The organism is Taklimakanibacter lacteus, assembly GCA_003576695.1.
Lineage (GTDB): Bacteria > Pseudomonadota > Alphaproteobacteria > Rhizobiales > Aestuariivirgaceae > Taklimakanibacter > Taklimakanibacter lacteus.
Map to the genome: position 1 here is coordinate 364045 of QOZQ01000004.1, position 13953 is coordinate 377997.

The 13953-nt window shown below is 63.0% G+C and carries 11 protein-coding genes; 6 read left to right on the forward strand and 5 right to left on the reverse strand.

The genetic code is table 11. The features are described from left to right. Genes DT068_RS10025 through DT068_RS10045 form a run of 5 tightly spaced genes read right to left on the reverse strand, consistent with a single transcriptional unit; the run spans window position 1 to window position 5144 of the window. A complete protein-coding gene (locus tag DT068_RS10025) occupies window positions 1-324 on the reverse strand; it encodes an NIPSNAP family protein (protein WP_119389672.1) in 324 nt (107 codons plus the stop codon). A 15-nt stretch (window positions 325-339) separates the two neighbouring features. Next, on the reverse strand, window positions 340-1563 hold the full coding sequence (locus DT068_RS10030; RefSeq protein ID WP_119389673.1) for an acetoin dehydrogenase dihydrolipoyllysine-residue acetyltransferase subunit: 1224 nt from the start codon (window positions 1561-1563) through the stop codon (window positions 340-342). Continuing rightward, on the reverse strand, window positions 1563-2540 hold the full coding sequence (locus DT068_RS10035) for an alpha-ketoacid dehydrogenase subunit beta (RefSeq protein ID WP_119389674.1): 978 nt from the start codon (window positions 2538-2540) through the stop codon (window positions 1563-1565). Before DT068_RS10035 ends, DT068_RS10030 begins: the two co-directional genes overlap by 1 nt. Before the next feature lies 1 nt (window position 2541). Then, window positions 2542-3513: a thiamine pyrophosphate-dependent dehydrogenase E1 component subunit alpha gene (locus DT068_RS10040; protein ID WP_119389675.1), complete on the reverse strand. Its 972-nt coding sequence runs from the start codon at window positions 3511-3513 to the stop codon at window positions 2542-2544. Beyond that, a complete protein-coding gene (locus DT068_RS10045; RefSeq protein ID WP_119389676.1) occupies window positions 3510-5144 on the reverse strand; it encodes an FAD-dependent oxidoreductase in 1635 nt (544 codons plus the stop codon). Before DT068_RS10045 ends, DT068_RS10040 begins: the two co-directional genes overlap by 4 nt. Before the next feature lie 143 nt (window positions 5145-5287). On the opposite strand from DT068_RS10045, the gene DT068_RS10050 reads away from it, so the two are divergent. From DT068_RS10050 to DT068_RS10075, 6 genes are all read left to right on the forward strand, one after another. After that, the gene (locus DT068_RS10050; RefSeq protein WP_119389677.1) at window positions 5288-5809 is read left to right on the forward strand and encodes a cupin domain-containing protein; all 522 of its coding nucleotides are present in this window, start codon (window positions 5288-5290) and stop codon (window positions 5807-5809) included. A 1-nt stretch (window position 5810) separates the two neighbouring features. After that, the gene (locus DT068_RS10055; RefSeq protein ID WP_368904606.1) at window positions 5811-6584 is read left to right on the forward strand and encodes an aspartate dehydrogenase; all 774 of its coding nucleotides are present in this window, start codon (window positions 5811-5813) and stop codon (window positions 6582-6584) included. Further along, window positions 6581-7384: an alpha/beta fold hydrolase gene (locus DT068_RS10060; RefSeq protein ID WP_119389679.1), complete on the forward strand. Its 804-nt coding sequence runs from the start codon at window positions 6581-6583 to the stop codon at window positions 7382-7384. The genes DT068_RS10055 and DT068_RS10060 overlap by 4 nt, the downstream gene beginning before the upstream one ends. Further along, window positions 7381-9132 (forward strand): cobalamin-dependent protein, encoded by a 1752-nt coding sequence (locus DT068_RS10065; RefSeq protein WP_119389680.1) that lies wholly within the window; start codon window positions 7381-7383, stop codon window positions 9130-9132. The genes DT068_RS10060 and DT068_RS10065 overlap by 4 nt, the downstream gene beginning before the upstream one ends. A 177-nt stretch (window positions 9133-9309) precedes the next feature. After that, a complete protein-coding gene (locus DT068_RS10070) occupies window positions 9310-10245 on the forward strand; it encodes a trypsin-like serine peptidase (RefSeq protein ID WP_162914117.1) in 936 nt (311 codons plus the stop codon). Further along, window positions 10232-13945: a CHAT domain-containing tetratricopeptide repeat protein gene (locus DT068_RS10075; protein WP_119389682.1), complete on the forward strand. Its 3714-nt coding sequence runs from the start codon at window positions 10232-10234 to the stop codon at window positions 13943-13945. Before DT068_RS10070 ends, DT068_RS10075 begins: the two co-directional genes overlap by 14 nt. Window positions 13946-13953 lie beyond the last annotated feature (8 nt).

Below are 13953 nucleotides of genomic sequence, written 5' to 3' on the forward strand. Positions count from 1 at the left end.
TCACTTGTTCGGGTTGAAGAAGGATACGGGCTTGAGAATCTGGTTGCGCATGTCGGTCAGATAATTCGTCTCGATGACCTTGCGCCGGTAGGCCTGCCATTCGGGGTCGGCTTCCATGGCATCGCGGCGTGCCTCGCGGTCTGCAAGGCTGTCATATTTCCACAGATGGACGATGCGCGAGAGCTCGCCAATATGTGTCTGGAAGAAGCCGAAGGGCTCGCCAATATAATGGCGCTGCATCGGCAGGCCAACCTCCTCATAGAGCTTGAGGAAGTGACCCATCTGATTGGGGTGGGAGGTGTAGATTCGATGGTCGAAGATCATGAAGGTGGCTCCTGTCTATCTGCCGGTGGAGAGGACGAGCTCGTCGATGAGACACGCGACGATGTCGGGATATTCGAGATGGGGGACATGGCCGGTCTTCTCGAGAAGGTGGATGGCGGTCGTTCCCGGCGCCGTGAAAGCATGCGCCATGGGAATGATCCGGTCGTCTCGGCCCCAGAGGACCTTGGCCGGGATGCGCAACGCTTTCAGGTTCCGGGAGAAATCCTCATGCTGGCGGCCATTGGCGAAGATGCCGGCGGCCAGACGCGACTGAACCGCGGCCGAATTCTCCTGCCGCCTCTGCCAGAGCACGGCTTGCGCAAAGCCGGCCGGCAGGACGCAGGGATCGCCGACCATCATGTCGAGCCAGGGCGTGAGGCTCTCCGGTGTTTGCGCGCCGACGATGCCCCCGAGAAAATCACCATTGATGTCAGGTCCAAGCCCTGCCGGGGCGAGCAGGCACAAAGAGTGAATGCGCAATGCGCCGATACCGGCCAGCGCCAGCGCTGTCGCACCACCCAGCGAATGCCCCACCACATGCGCATCGCTGATGCCTTCGGCCTCGAGAGTGGCGGCAATGGCGGCGGCGAGATCGCCGATGCTCCGTGCCGGCGTCGTCAGAGCGCTGCCATGGCCAGGCAGGTCGGGCGTGATCACGCGATTGCGGACACGCAGCAAGGGGATCACCCAGCGCCAGATGTTCCGGTCGGCCGCGAAGCCATGCAGGAAGACAATGGGGAGAGCATCGGCCAATACCGCCGGCTTCGGCAATATGGCGGATGCCTTGTCGATGTCGCGCTTCTTGATCCGGCCATTCGGCCCGCTGCCCTTCACCTGCGCGAGATCGATACCGGTCTCGGCGGCAAGGCGGCGGGCCAGGGGACTGGCGATGGCTCGCGCGCGGCGCGGAGCGGGAATATCGCGCGTGAACGCGGCCGAGGCCTGAGGCTGAGCAACTTCACCGGCAGTTGACGATGCGGCCATGCCGGGTCGGTCGCTCACATAGCCGAGGATCGATCCAACCGGCACTTCACTTCCGGCGGCATGAAGGATTTGAGCCAGATATCCGTCATGGGGTGCGGCGATCTCGGTCGCGGCCTTGGCGGTTTCGACCGTGACGATGGTCTCGCCCATCTTCACCGGATCGCCGGGCTTTCGGGCCCAGTCCACCACCATGACGGATTCCATATATTCGCCGCCGGCGGTGTCGATGACGATCGGATGGCGCGTGGCGTCCATCACTTCACCACCCGCAGCACGGCGTCGCGGATCTTGCCGGCATCGGGCAGCACCGCCATTTCGAGGGGCTCGCTATAGGGAACCGGCATGTCCGGCAAGGTCACGCGCGCGACGGGCGCATCGAGGTCATCGAAGCAGCGGTCCATGATGGTGGCCGACAGTTCCGCCGCATAGCCGCAGAAATTCCAGCCCTCATTGACGACCACGGCATGATTGGTCCTGGCGATCGATGTGGCGATGGACTCGACATCGAGCGGGCGCAGCGAGCGCAGATCGATGACCTCGGCGGAGATGCCGTCCTTCTCGAGCGCATCCGCGGCCTTGAGCGCCTCCAGCACCATGCGCGAGGTGGCGAAGATCGATACGTCGCGTCCCTCGCGCCGCGTCGCCGCCTTGCCGAGCGGCACGGTGAAATCCGCATCCTCCGGCACTTCGCCACGCGTATTGTAAAGAAGCTTGTGCTCGAGGAAGACGACCGGCTGGCTGTCGCGGATCGCCGATTTCAACATGCCCTTGGCATCTGCCGGTGTAACCGGGGCGACGACCTTGATGCCCGGCACATGGGCCAGCATGGAATCGAGCGATTTGGAATGCTGGGCGCCGGCACCGGCGCCGCCACCGCCCTGGGTGCGCAGCACGAAAGGCATGCGCACCTGGCCGTTCCAGATATACTCATAGATCGAGGCCTGGTTGATCAGGGCATCGAGCGACAGCGGCACGAAGTCGGCATACATGATCTCGAGCACCGGTCGCGTGCCGGTCATCGCCGCCGTCACCGCCATGGCGGTCATCGCCTGCTCGGAAATCGGCGTGTCGCGCACGCGCAATTCGCCGAACTCCTCCATCAACCCCTTGGTCACCTTGAAGACGCCGCCATAGCGGCCGATGTCCTCGCCGAAGAGGAAGACGCTTGCGTCCGCCTGCATCTCCTCGCGCAGAGCCGCGTTCAGGGCCTCGGCATAACGCATCATCGCCATGTCACAGCGCTCCCGAATAGGCGGCATAGGCAGAAGGCACGGCGAAAGCCGGGAAGGGATCGGACAGGGCTTTGGCGAAGGCCGCCGCCACCTCGGCGCCGGCCTCACGCTCGATCTCATCGAGGGCGGCCGCGCCGACCTCGTTCTTCAAGGCGTCATAGGAAATGCGGATGGGATCGCGCGCCTTCCACGCCGCGATGTCCTCAGGCGTCTGATAGCCGCCCATGTCGGAGGTGGAGAAGCCTTCCCAGCGATAGGTCTTGGCCTCGATCAGGCCCGGTCCGAGGCCCTGCCGCGCCCGGTCGACCATGTTTGCGACGGCGCGATAGACGGCGACCGCGTCATTCCCGTCGACGATCTCGGCCGGCATGTTGTAGCCGGCGGCGCGGATCGAAAGATCGGCGACCGGCGACTGGACCGAGGACGGCACGGTGAGGCCGAACTGATTGTGCTCGAGCACGAAGACAACGGGAAGCTTCCACAGGGCCGCCATGTTCATCGCCTCATGGCAGATGCCGGTCTGGGCGGCGCCGTCGCCGAAGATGCACATGGCGACGTCCTTCCTGCCCAGCACCTGCATGGAGAGCGCCATGCCGGTGGCGGCCGGGATGCCGGCGCCGACAATGGCATTGCCGCCGATGAGGCCCTTTTCGGCATCGGCGATCAGCATGTGGCCGGCGCGGCCGGCGCAGGATCCGGTGGCACGGCCGAATATCTCGGCGATCACCGGATAGACGTCGAGACCCTTGCCGATATAGTGCGCATGGCCGCGATGAGTGCTGGTGAGCTTGTCGCCGTCGCGCAACACGGCTGTCGCCGCCACGCCCACCGCCTCCTGTCCGTCGCAGCGATGAATGGGCCCGCGCGTCTTGCCTTCCTTATGCAGGCGGCCCAGACCTTCCTCGAGCCGGCGCACCACGATCATCTTGCGGTACATCTCGACATGCTCTTCGATCGAAGGGGCATTCTTCATCGGGCGGATCCTTCGGCATTCTGTTTCATGATGGTCTCGGCGCAGATGAAGCCCCAGGTGAGATTGGGGCCGAGCGTCGTCCCGGCGCCAAGTGCCCGGGTGCCGATCGGATTGGCCATGGCGAGGCCCGCCGCATAAAGCCCACCAATGATGCTGCCGTCTTCGCGCAGCACCTGGCCCCTGGCATTGGTGCGGGCACCGCCCTTGGTGCCGAGGATCGAGCGATTGAGGGACATGGCGAGGAAGGGGCCGGTGTCGATGCGGCCCAGGCGGTTGGCGGGACCATGGGTCTTGTAATCCTCCCAGCCCGACTCGCCGCGCCGGAAATCCTCATCGCGGCCCTTGTCGCAATGGCCGTTATAGCGCGTCACGGTGTCGGCGAGGGCTTGCGCCGGAAGGCCGATCCTGGCGGCGAGGTCCTGAAGCGTATCGGCCTTCACGATCCAGGCCTTGTCGTAGGACGCATACCAGCGGAAAGGCAGCGAGCGCGTGAGGAAGCGCCGGTCGGCGATGATCCAGGCGGGAAGATTGACGGGCTCGCCGGTCTGGGGATCGCGGCGGTCGAGCGCCTCGCCGATATTGAAATCGCTCTCGCTGACGAAACGCTTGCCATGGCGGTTGACGACGATCGAATGCGGCTCGGCCTGGAAGGTCATCGGCAGGCCATGCGGCTTGCCTTCATAGACGGTCGGCAGGCAGGGATAGACATTGGCCTGGTCCATGCGGTCGAGCCTGGCGCCAATGGCCGCCGCCATGCGCTGGCCGTCGCCGGTATTGGTGGAGGGACTGCCCAGCCGGTCAAGCGGGCCTGCGAAATGCTTCCGGCGCAGTTCCGCGTCCCATTCGAAGCCGCCGGTCGCCAGCACCACGCCGCGGCGGGCGCGGATCTCGATTTCCTTGCCGTTCAAGGTGAAGAGCGCACCACTGACATTGCCGAGCTCGTCCGTCGTCAAGCGGGTGGCGCGGCAATTCAGAAGGAACTGGCAGCCCGCATCCATGCAGCCGCGGATGAGGCCGGTCATCAGCGCCGTGCCCTGGCCACCGCTGCTGGTAAGATAGCGCCAGGCGAGCTTGTGCAGGACGCGCAGGCCCGCCTTGATGGGATGATGATAGGGATCGAGATCGACCATCTCCTGATAGGTGAAGAGGTGGACGAGCGTCGAGCGGCGGATCCTGCGCGCATAGGAGCCGAGGCTCCAGCGGCTCAAGGGCGAGGGCGAGACCATGCGGCCGAGGATCTTGCCGCCTGGCTTCTCGGCGAGGGGATCGGGCTCGTTGACCAGCGCGAAGGCGAGAGGGGTCTCGCGCTCGATGAAGTCGAGCATGCGCGGGGCTGCTTCGGCGAAGGATTGCCAGAGAAGATCTTCATCCTTCGCCCAGCCCTCGGGCGAGGCGGCACGCAAATAAGCGAGTGCTTCGTCGGGGCTGTCGGCAATCCCGGCGGCTTTCGCGACGTGATTGGCGGGGATCCACACGCCCGCACCCGACATGGCGCTGGTGCCGCCGAGGAGACCGGTCTTTTCGGCGATGAGGACGCCGAGGCCCGATCTGGCGGCGCGCAGGGCGGCCGACAAAGCGGCGGATCCCGAGCCGATGACCAGGACATCGCAGGCCTGTTGCATATTATTCATGGACTTCGCACGATCCTCCAGGCCCTTGCTTGTCGTGAGCAGGGCCTTCAGAGCGAGTATGAAGCAAGCCGCCGAAAGTGTCTACTATTGTGTATGCACTTATGAGCATGCTAGTCTGGTCGCGAAATTGACGGGAGGAAATCATGTCAGCCGTGAAAGAGCGTGTTGCCAAGGGGGCGGTACTTGTGAACGGACCGGAAAAGGCCGAAAGCTACTGGCAGCCGGTTCCGGCCAATGGCCATATCGACGTGTTGCTGGCGCCGCATCTCGTCGCCATGGAGCATCCTTTCGCCATGGGCACCCAGACCGTGGCGCCCGGCAGTTATGTGCGCGAGCACAGCCATGACCGCAACGAGGAAGCGCTGATCGTGCTCGAGGGCCGGGGCAAGGCGGTGATCGAGGGCAAGGAACTGCCGATGGGGCCCGGTACGGTGCTGTTCCTCGGCAAGAACAACCGCCACATGTTCATCAATGAAGGCGAGGGCAATCTCAAATGGGTGTGGCTGATCATTCCCAACGGGCTTGAGGATTTCTTCCGCGAGATCGGACGCCCGCGCCAGGCCGGCGACAAGGTGCCGGTGAATTTCCCGCGCCCCGCCAATGTGCTCGAGATCGAAAGGCGCACGGTGTTCGCGGCGCAGCCCGAAGACCAGCGCCAGCCCTGACATGCATGTGGGGCTGATCGGAGCGGGCGCCATCGGCAAGCAGGTGCTGGCCTATTTCGACGATCGGCCGGACGATACCGTGACCCTGCTGGTGCGCGAGGGACGCGCTTCGCCCGGCGGTCGCACAGGAGTGACCGAGAGCCTTGCCGATTTTCTGGCGCGACGGCCGGATATCGTGGTGGAGGCGGCCGGCCAGCGAGTGGTCGCGGAGCTGGTGGAGCCGATCCTTGCCGCTGGAATTCCCGTCATCATCTGCTCGACGGGTGCTTTCGCCGATGGCGGGTTGCTGGCGCGACTCACGCGTTGCGCGAAGGAGGCGAAAACGGAGCTCAAGATCGCCAGCGGCGCGGTCGCCGGTCTCGATTATGTGCGCATCGCCGCCCTGCTGCCCGATGTGCAAATACGCTATTCGTCGCGCAAGCCCGTTGCCGCCTGGCGCCGCGAGCTCGAAAGCCACAAGCTTGATCCCGATGGTCTCGTTGAGCCGGTTACCTTGTTCGAAGGGTCGCCTGGCGAGGCGGCGCAGCTCTATCCGCGCAATCTCAATGCCGCGCTGACCGTTGCGCTGGCTGCGGCCCCTGCGCCCGTCACGGTGCGGGTGATCGCCGATCCCGAAGCCTCCGGCAATTGCCATGAGATCGATGTTTCAAGCCGTCTCGGCAGCGCGCATATGAAGTTCATGAACGCGCCCGATCCCGAAAATCCCAAAACTTCGCTGATCACGGCATTCAGCGTCATCCGCCTGATTGAAGACTATCGTTCGAGGCCGGCATGAGCATCCATGTGGCGAGGGATGGTTGCCGCATCCATTATGATGTCGTGGGCAAGGGGGCGCCGGTCCTGCTGGTGCCGGGACTCGGCGGCGATGGCCGTTTCTGGGATGGCGTCATGGCGTGGCTCAAGGACCGCTACCGCCTGATCGCCGTCGATCATCGCGGCGCCGGCCGCAGCGACCGGCCGCTCGGCGCGTATCGGATCAGCGGCATCGCGGCCGACATCCTGGGCATCCTCGACCAGGAGGGGGTGGAGCAGGCCCATCTCGTCGGCCATTCGACCGGCGGCGCCATCGTGCAGAGCCTCGCGATCGACGCGCCGATGCGGTGCCTGTCCACCACGATCAGCGGAAGCTGGGCCAGGCCCGATGCCCGCCTGCGTATGCTGTTTGCGGTGCGGTCCAGCCTGCTGCGTGAAGGGCTGACCACCGACTATCAAACGCTCACCCATGTGCTGGGCCACACGCCCGAATGGATCGAGGCGCATGAGGACTCCTTGCAAGCTGCCGTGGCCTCGGCGGCGGAAAGGCTTGCGCCATTGCCGGTGACGGAAGCGCGCATCCGCATGCTGCTCGATTTCGACAGATATGCCGAGTTGGGCAGGATCACGGGGCCGGTGATGGTGATCGGCGCGGAAGACGATCTGATGATTCCCTTCCGTCACAGCGCGGAGATCGCCGCGGCGATTGCCGGCGCGCGGCTCGAGCGCCTCGCTGGTGGCCATTTCCATCCTTCCACCCGGCCGGAGCCTTTCGCCCAGCTCCTGGCTGATTTCCTCGGTCGCCCAGCGGTGCCACGATGAAGCATTTGCGTTCGGAACTCGTGTCACCTTCCCTGCCACCCGGCAGCGAGCTGCTGGCGGCCGGACGCGATCTCGCCCGCGAATGCCGTCTGGGGACCAGCCGCTATATGCGCGAGACGGGATTTCCCTCGGAGGCCGCCGGCAAGCGAGCGAATGCCGCGCAGAAGCGGGTTGCCCAGCATGCGCATATCGGCTTCCGCAATGTCGAGCGGACGCTCGGCGCCATCGCCGAGATCCATGAGAAGTGTGCCGCGGCCGGCGTCACGGTCGACCGCTTCGGCATTACGCTCGACTGGTCGATGGGCTATCCCGAAGCCATGCGCCGCACGGCACCACGCGGCACCGGCATCGTGCTCGACGGACCTCAGGATTTCGCGCGCATCATCGAAGCATCGCCGGCGGCGGCGCATTTCGGCGACTTCATGATCGGCCTGCCGGGTGCCCTCGAAAACACGCGAGCAGCCCTGCTGGCGGGCGCCACCTCGATCGGCAATCTCGGCCAGTATTTCACCTTCCGCCTGCCGCATTGGGACGATGAGGTGGCGACCACGGAGGCGACGGTCAAGGCGCTCGGCCTGATCGCGGCGCAGGATGTGGAAATCCTCGTCCACTCCAATCTCGATGACGGGTTTGCCGGACTCTTCCTCGACATGTGCTGCAGCCTCGGCATGGTGATCGTCGAGAAATACATCATCGAGGAACTGGCGGGCGCCAGGCTCGGCCATTGCTATGGCCATCACTTCTCCGATCCCTTGTCGCGCATGGCGTTCCATGCGGCGCTGCATCGGGTGACCGACACGCCGGGCACGATGATCTTCGGCAATACGGTGAGCTATCAGTCCTCGCCCGCCGGCAATTATGCCAGCCTCGCCAATTATCTCCTGGCCGATATCATGGCGCTGCGCCGCTGGCCCACGGGGCATGCGATCAATCCGGTGCCGGTGACCGAGAACAACCGCATTCCCGATATCGATGAGATCATCGACGCGCAGACTTTCGCGACGCGGCTCACGCAGCATGCGCATTTCCACGAGAGCCTGGTCGAGTGGAAGAAGGTCGAGGACCTGGCGGAAGAGCTGGTGCGGAATGGGCAAGTTTTTGCCGGGCGCGTCCTTGGCGGTCTTGCGGAGATCGGCATCGACACGAAGGATGCGGCGCAGCTTCTCCTGGCCATCCGTCGGATGGGACCCAAGCGGCTCGAGGACATGTTCGGTCCTGGAGCCGATGCAGGAAAATCGCGAAAGCCGCTGGTCCTTGCCGAATGGGCGCGGGAGCTCGATGAAACGGCCGAACACTGGATTGCCCGGAGCAGGACCGGTTCCGCATCAATGCTGCCCAGAGGGCTCAAGGCCTGCGTTGCCACCAGCGACGTGCATGAGCATGGCAAATATCTGGTCGAGAAGGCGCTTGCCGGCCTCGATATCGCGGTGGTGGATGGCGGCGTCTCCGTCGATGCCGATATGCTGGTCGCCAGGGCGGTGGAGGGGGGCGCCGACCTCATCGCCATCAGCACCTATAATGGCGTGGCGCTCAGATACTGCCGCGAGGTGGTGGATGAACTCGCCCGCCGAGGTCTCGACATTCCGATCGTGGTCGGCGGCCGTCTCAACCAGGTCCCGGATGACTCGAATTCGGGGCTTCCGGTCGATGTCACGGCGGATCTGCGCAAGCTCGGCTGCTACCCTTGCACGACGCTCGATGATGTCTTGCCGGTGCTGATGAAATTGCAGCCGCAGACGGGCCGCTGACGACAATTGCCCGCTGGCCACGTCATGGCCACAAAATCCCCTTCACTTCGTACGATTCCCTTCCTATTCTGACCTTGGGGCAGATGCGCCCACCCAAATGGGAGGTTTCCAAATGGTCGCAATCGTCCAGACCCGGAAAGGTAAATCGGAGTGGAGTGTGAGATGGTGAAGCTTGGAATGTCGATAATTCCGGTTCTGGCCGGGATGGCGCTGGCCTCGGCCGGTCCTGCTTTCGCCCAGAACAACAGCAATCCGGAGATGCGCTTCAACTCGGTCATATTTCCCGATGAGCCGACGAAGGCCATGCCTTGGAGCAGGGCGCAGCTCAGCGAGGCCAAACCTTTCCCCATGCCGGTGATCAAGGGAAAGCCGCCGCAAAGCTCGAAGGCGATGAAGAAGCCGCAGCGCTCCGGCCAGAAGCCGGCGAAGCCTCAGGAGAATGAGGGCCGGAATGTGGATGCGGGGACGCCGCTGAAATGGGCGGGAAAGATGTTCTTCCGCAAGAACGGCGACCCTTATGTGTGCAGCGGCCAGTTCATCGCCGATCGTGTCGTGCTGACCGCGGCACATTGCGTGCAGAACCGCAATGGGCGATTTGTCACCGACCTGGTCTTTGCGCTGCAGTACCGCAATGGAAAGCAGCTCAGCCTGCACCGGGCGAAGTGCATAGCGACCTATGGCGGCTGGACCCAGGGACTTGGCGTGCCCAGGGAGTATCAGTGGGATTTTGCCATGTTCCTGGTCGACAAGCCGTCGCCGACCGGAAATTTCGGCTATCACCCGCATTGGCGTGACGACTATTCGAGCGACATGCTTGTCGGCTATCCGAGCGACATTGCGGGCGGCCGCCGGGTGTCGGTGGTGAAAGGCAAGCTTGATCCCGCACCCTATGGCGACTTGGCGGTCACCAGTTCCAAGCACAGCGAAAGCCGCTTCCTGGGCGGCTCCAGCGGCGGCGCGTGGGTGGCGAGATATACGACCAAGCGGGGCAGTGGGAACTACATCATCGGAGTGAACTCGCATTATTACGAAAGCGAGCCCACGAAGATGTACAGCCCGTATTTCACCGGTTTCGACGACTTGCTGCGTTATACCGAGAATGGCTGCCGGTAGCAGGCTCGATGTGGCCCGCCTTGTCATCCTGGCTTTCATTGCCGGTTTGACACTCTTCGCATCCCCGGCAAGCGCCGAAGAGAATCCGGCAGCGCGGCTGGCCGCCATGAACGATGAGGCGCGCGCCTTCTCGCAGAGTGGCCGGCATGCCGAGGCTGTCAATGTCGCGAAATCTGCTGTGCAGTTCGCCCAGCACACCTATGGCGAAGCCAGCCGGGAAACTGCGCGGCAACTCTCTCTGCTCGCCACTGCCTATGAGGGCGCTCGAAACATCACCGCCGCCATCGTCGAACTGGAACATGCCATCGAACTCGACAAGCGGATCTACGGCCACAGATCCATGGTGCTTGCCGCCGCTCTCTTTGACCTCGGCAATCTTCATTTTACAGAGCGGGAATTTGCGAAGGCTCGTGCGAGCTGGGCGCGAAGCGCCGACATCCTGCTGAAAGTGACACAGGGAGAAGGTGATCTACTCGCCAACGCCTATTTCAATCATGCACTGGCGGCCGGGCACATGGCCGACAGCGAAAGGGACGAGGAGCGGTTGCATCGGCGTTCCTTGCGGATACGCGAGAAGATCGACAGCTCGCTTCACGGACTTATCGCCACGAGCCATGATATCATCGGCAGCCTCGTCGAACGGCAATTTCGCTACACCGAAGCTGAAGCGCATTTCAGGATCGCGCTGACCCTGCGTGAGAAGATCTCCGATTTCGACCGGGAAGAATTGGCGAGCAATGCCTACCGGCTGGCCGATGTCCTCAACAGGCTCGAACGCTATGACGAGGCTGAACCCCTCTTTGTCCGGTCGCTCGAATTATATGAACAAGCGGGATCACAGGACGCGCGGACCATTTCCTATGCACAGCGCGGTCTGTCGCTGGCGCTCTATTATCAATCCCGATTTGAGGAAGCCGAGGCGTTCGGCGCCAAGGCGCTTGCCGGCGCCGAAAAATGGCTGGAGGCGGACTCGCTTTACCTGAACGCGTTCCGGGAAGCGCTCGCTCTGGCGAAAATAGCGCGCGGCCGCTACGACGAATCGACGCCATTGCTGAGGCGGAACATCGACACGCGAATCAAGCTTGCAGGTGAGAATGACAGGTATCTGAACTATGAATATCCAATGCTCATCAATTCGCTCGCAGGCGAACAGAAATTTGCCGAAGCCGAGGAAGCGGCGCGCTTCCTGCTCGAATTCTCGGAGCGGACGATTGGCACTGCCTTTTTCGTGATCCCCTCCGGCGTAGACAGGCTGTTTTCCCAGTCGGCGGAGATTCTGGAGGTGCAGGGCAGGCTCGACGAGGCGGAAACGCACTATCGGCGCATATTGGACACATACGATATGTTCAACCGGATCACGAGCAGGAGCGGCGACTGGGACGAGGCGAGTTTTCTCCTGCGGTTCGCTTATTTTCTGGACAGGAGGAAAAAGTGGAGCGAGGCTGAGGCACTTGTCGAACGGGCGACGCGAATTGCCGTTCAGCTCCGCAAGAGTGACGATGTCGACATGGCCTATGTCCATGATGCCACGGCGCTGCTGCTGCAAAGACAGGGCAAGCTCGAAGAGGCAGAGGGCGTCCTTGCCAAATCGCTTGCGTTGAGGAGGAAGTTTCTGCGGCCCGATCACCCTGTTCTTGCCGGCAGCTATGTGGAAGCGGCGGAGCTGGCCGTTGATCTTGACCGCCTTGCCGCGGCCGAAGACTACTACCGCCAGGCGTTGGCGATGATGTCCAGGATCTATGGCCATGAAAATCCCAAGATGGCCGGCCTCTACTCAAGTCTCGGGGCACTTTACCTGCGAGTTGGCAGGACGGCCGATGCGACCGGCTATTTCGAGAAGGCTGCTCAAATCCATCTGAAGGAGATCGACACTACCCTCCTGCCGGCCAATGCCGGTGCGGCGAATGCCGATGTCGGCAAGCTGGTCGGCAATCTCTATGATTTCGACGGCCTGATCAAAGTGAACTATCAGCGCGAGCAGGCGGGGGAAGGCTCGCAACGCATCCTTGAAGACATGTTCGCGATGTCGCAATGGACCAGTTCATCCGAAACCGCCTTCGCGCTGGGGCAGATGTCGGCGCGGCAGGAAACCGGCGACATTTCTCTTTCGCAGGTCGTGCGCGAACGTCAGGACCTGATGCGCGAAAGCCAGGCTCTGGATGGCAAGCTGATGGAGCTGGTTTCCTTGCCGTATATGCAGCGTCAGGTGGAGAACGAGCGGGAGATCCGCAAGCAGCTTGCAGTCGTCGCCGCCAGACTCCGATCGGTGAGCGACAGGCTGCAGCAGCAGTTTCCTCATTACGCAGCGCTCTCCGCTTCCCGGCCATTGACAATTTCAGAGGTACAAGACCTGCTCGGGGACAATGAGGTTCTCCTCAGCTTTGTCGAGACCTCCGCATTGCCCCCACTGCCGGCGGAGATGTTTCTGTGGGCAGTGCCAAAGCGGGGAAAGCCACTCTGGGTAAGAGTTGCGCTCGAGCCGGATGCGATCGGCGCAAAAGTTGGCACGCTGCGCAATCTCCTCGGCGTCGGTTCCGGTTCGCGAGCTGCGACGCCTATCTCCGATACGGCAGGTGGCAGTTTCGATCTCACGCTTGCGCATGAACTCTATCAGGCAGTTCTCGGGCCTGTCGCTCCCATGATCGCCGGCAAGCAGCTGATCGTCGTGCCATCGAAGAATCTCTCGAGCCTGCCTTTTCATCTTCTGGTGAGCAGGGCGCCGGATGACGCAACTACCGTGGGTGACGCCTATCGGCTGGCGCATTGGCTCATTCGCGATCATGCGATTTCCATGCTGCCGTCGGTGACATCGCTCAAGGCCTTGCGGGGGCAAAGGCAAATGGTGGCGGGCCAGAAGCCCTATATCGGTTTCGGCAATCCGCTGCTGCTCGGTACCGATGGCAGCGATCGTTCTGCCTGGCAAAAGATGGATTGCACGCCGATCGGCGAGTCGATGCTCGCGGCGGCGGAGCCCTCTCGCAATGACCAGGGCCTCTCGCGATTTTTCCGGGGAAAACGTGCCGATGTGGCAGAGTTGAGAAAGCTCGCACCCTTGCCGGAAACGGTGGTTGAGCTTTGCGCGGTCGCCCAAAGCCTCAAAGGCAGCGAGGATGAGCTTTTCCTCGGTGCCAATGCGACAGAAGCGAAGCTCAAGGCGCTCAGCCTGTCGGGCGAACTCGCCTCGGCACGGATCGTGCATTTCGCCACCCATGGCCTGGTGGCAGGCGATCTTGATTTTCTCGCGGAACCTGCGCTCGTCCTGACACCGCCCGACAAGCCGACGGAGGAGGATGATGGTCTTCTCTCGGCATCGGAAGTGAGCGCGTTAAAGCTCAATGCGGATTGGGTCGTCCTGTCGGCCTGCAACACCGCTGCCGGAGAGGGGAACAATGCCGAAGCCCTTTCCGGACTGGCGCGGGCGTTCTTCTATGCCGGTACGCGCGGCCTCCTCGTCTCGCATTGGCCGGTCTATTCCGACGCGGCAGTCGCGATCACTACGGGATCCATCAACAGGGTTTCCGAGCGTCCCGAAATAGGCCGGGCCGAGGCCTTGCGCCAGACCCTCATCACGCTGATCGACCAGGGTGGCCGCTACGCCATGCCGGCCTATTGGGCGCCTTTCGTCATTGTCGGGGAGGGGAGCTGGCATGACGGCAAGAGGGCCGCATTCGCGGCTCCGAATGGGAACTGGATCAGATGAGCGAGAGG

Coding starts and splice junctions, on each gene's coding strand:
- DT068_RS10055 (WP_368904606.1), top strand. CDS start 5,811: ATGCATGTGGGGCTGATCGGAGCGGGCGCCATCGGCAAGCAGGTGCTG.
- DT068_RS10060 (WP_119389679.1), top strand. CDS start 6,581: ATGAGCATCCATGTGGCGAGGGATGGTTGCCGCATCCATTATGATGTC.
- DT068_RS10075 (WP_119389682.1), top strand. CDS start 10,232: ATGGCTGCCGGTAGCAGGCTCGATGTGGCCCGCCTTGTCATCCTGGCT.
- DT068_RS10070 (WP_162914117.1), top strand. CDS start 9,310: ATGTCGATAATTCCGGTTCTGGCCGGGATGGCGCTGGCCTCGGCCGGT.
- DT068_RS10025 (WP_119389672.1), bottom strand. CDS start 324: ATGATCTTCGACCATCGAATCTACACCTCCCACCCCAATCAGATGGGT.
- DT068_RS10065 (WP_119389680.1), top strand. CDS start 7,381: ATGAAGCATTTGCGTTCGGAACTCGTGTCACCTTCCCTGCCACCCGGC.
- DT068_RS10040 (WP_119389675.1), bottom strand. CDS start 3,513: ATGAAGAATGCCCCTTCGATCGAAGAGCATGTCGAGATGTACCGCAAG.
- DT068_RS10035 (WP_119389674.1), bottom strand. CDS start 2,540: ATGGCGATGATGCGTTATGCCGAGGCCCTGAACGCGGCTCTGCGCGAG.
- DT068_RS10050 (WP_119389677.1), top strand. CDS start 5,288: ATGTCAGCCGTGAAAGAGCGTGTTGCCAAGGGGGCGGTACTTGTGAAC.
- DT068_RS10030 (WP_119389673.1), bottom strand. CDS start 1,563: ATGGACGCCACGCGCCATCCGATCGTCATCGACACCGCCGGCGGCGAA.
- DT068_RS10045 (WP_119389676.1), bottom strand. CDS start 5,144: ATGAATAATATGCAACAGGCCTGCGATGTCCTGGTCATCGGCTCGGGA.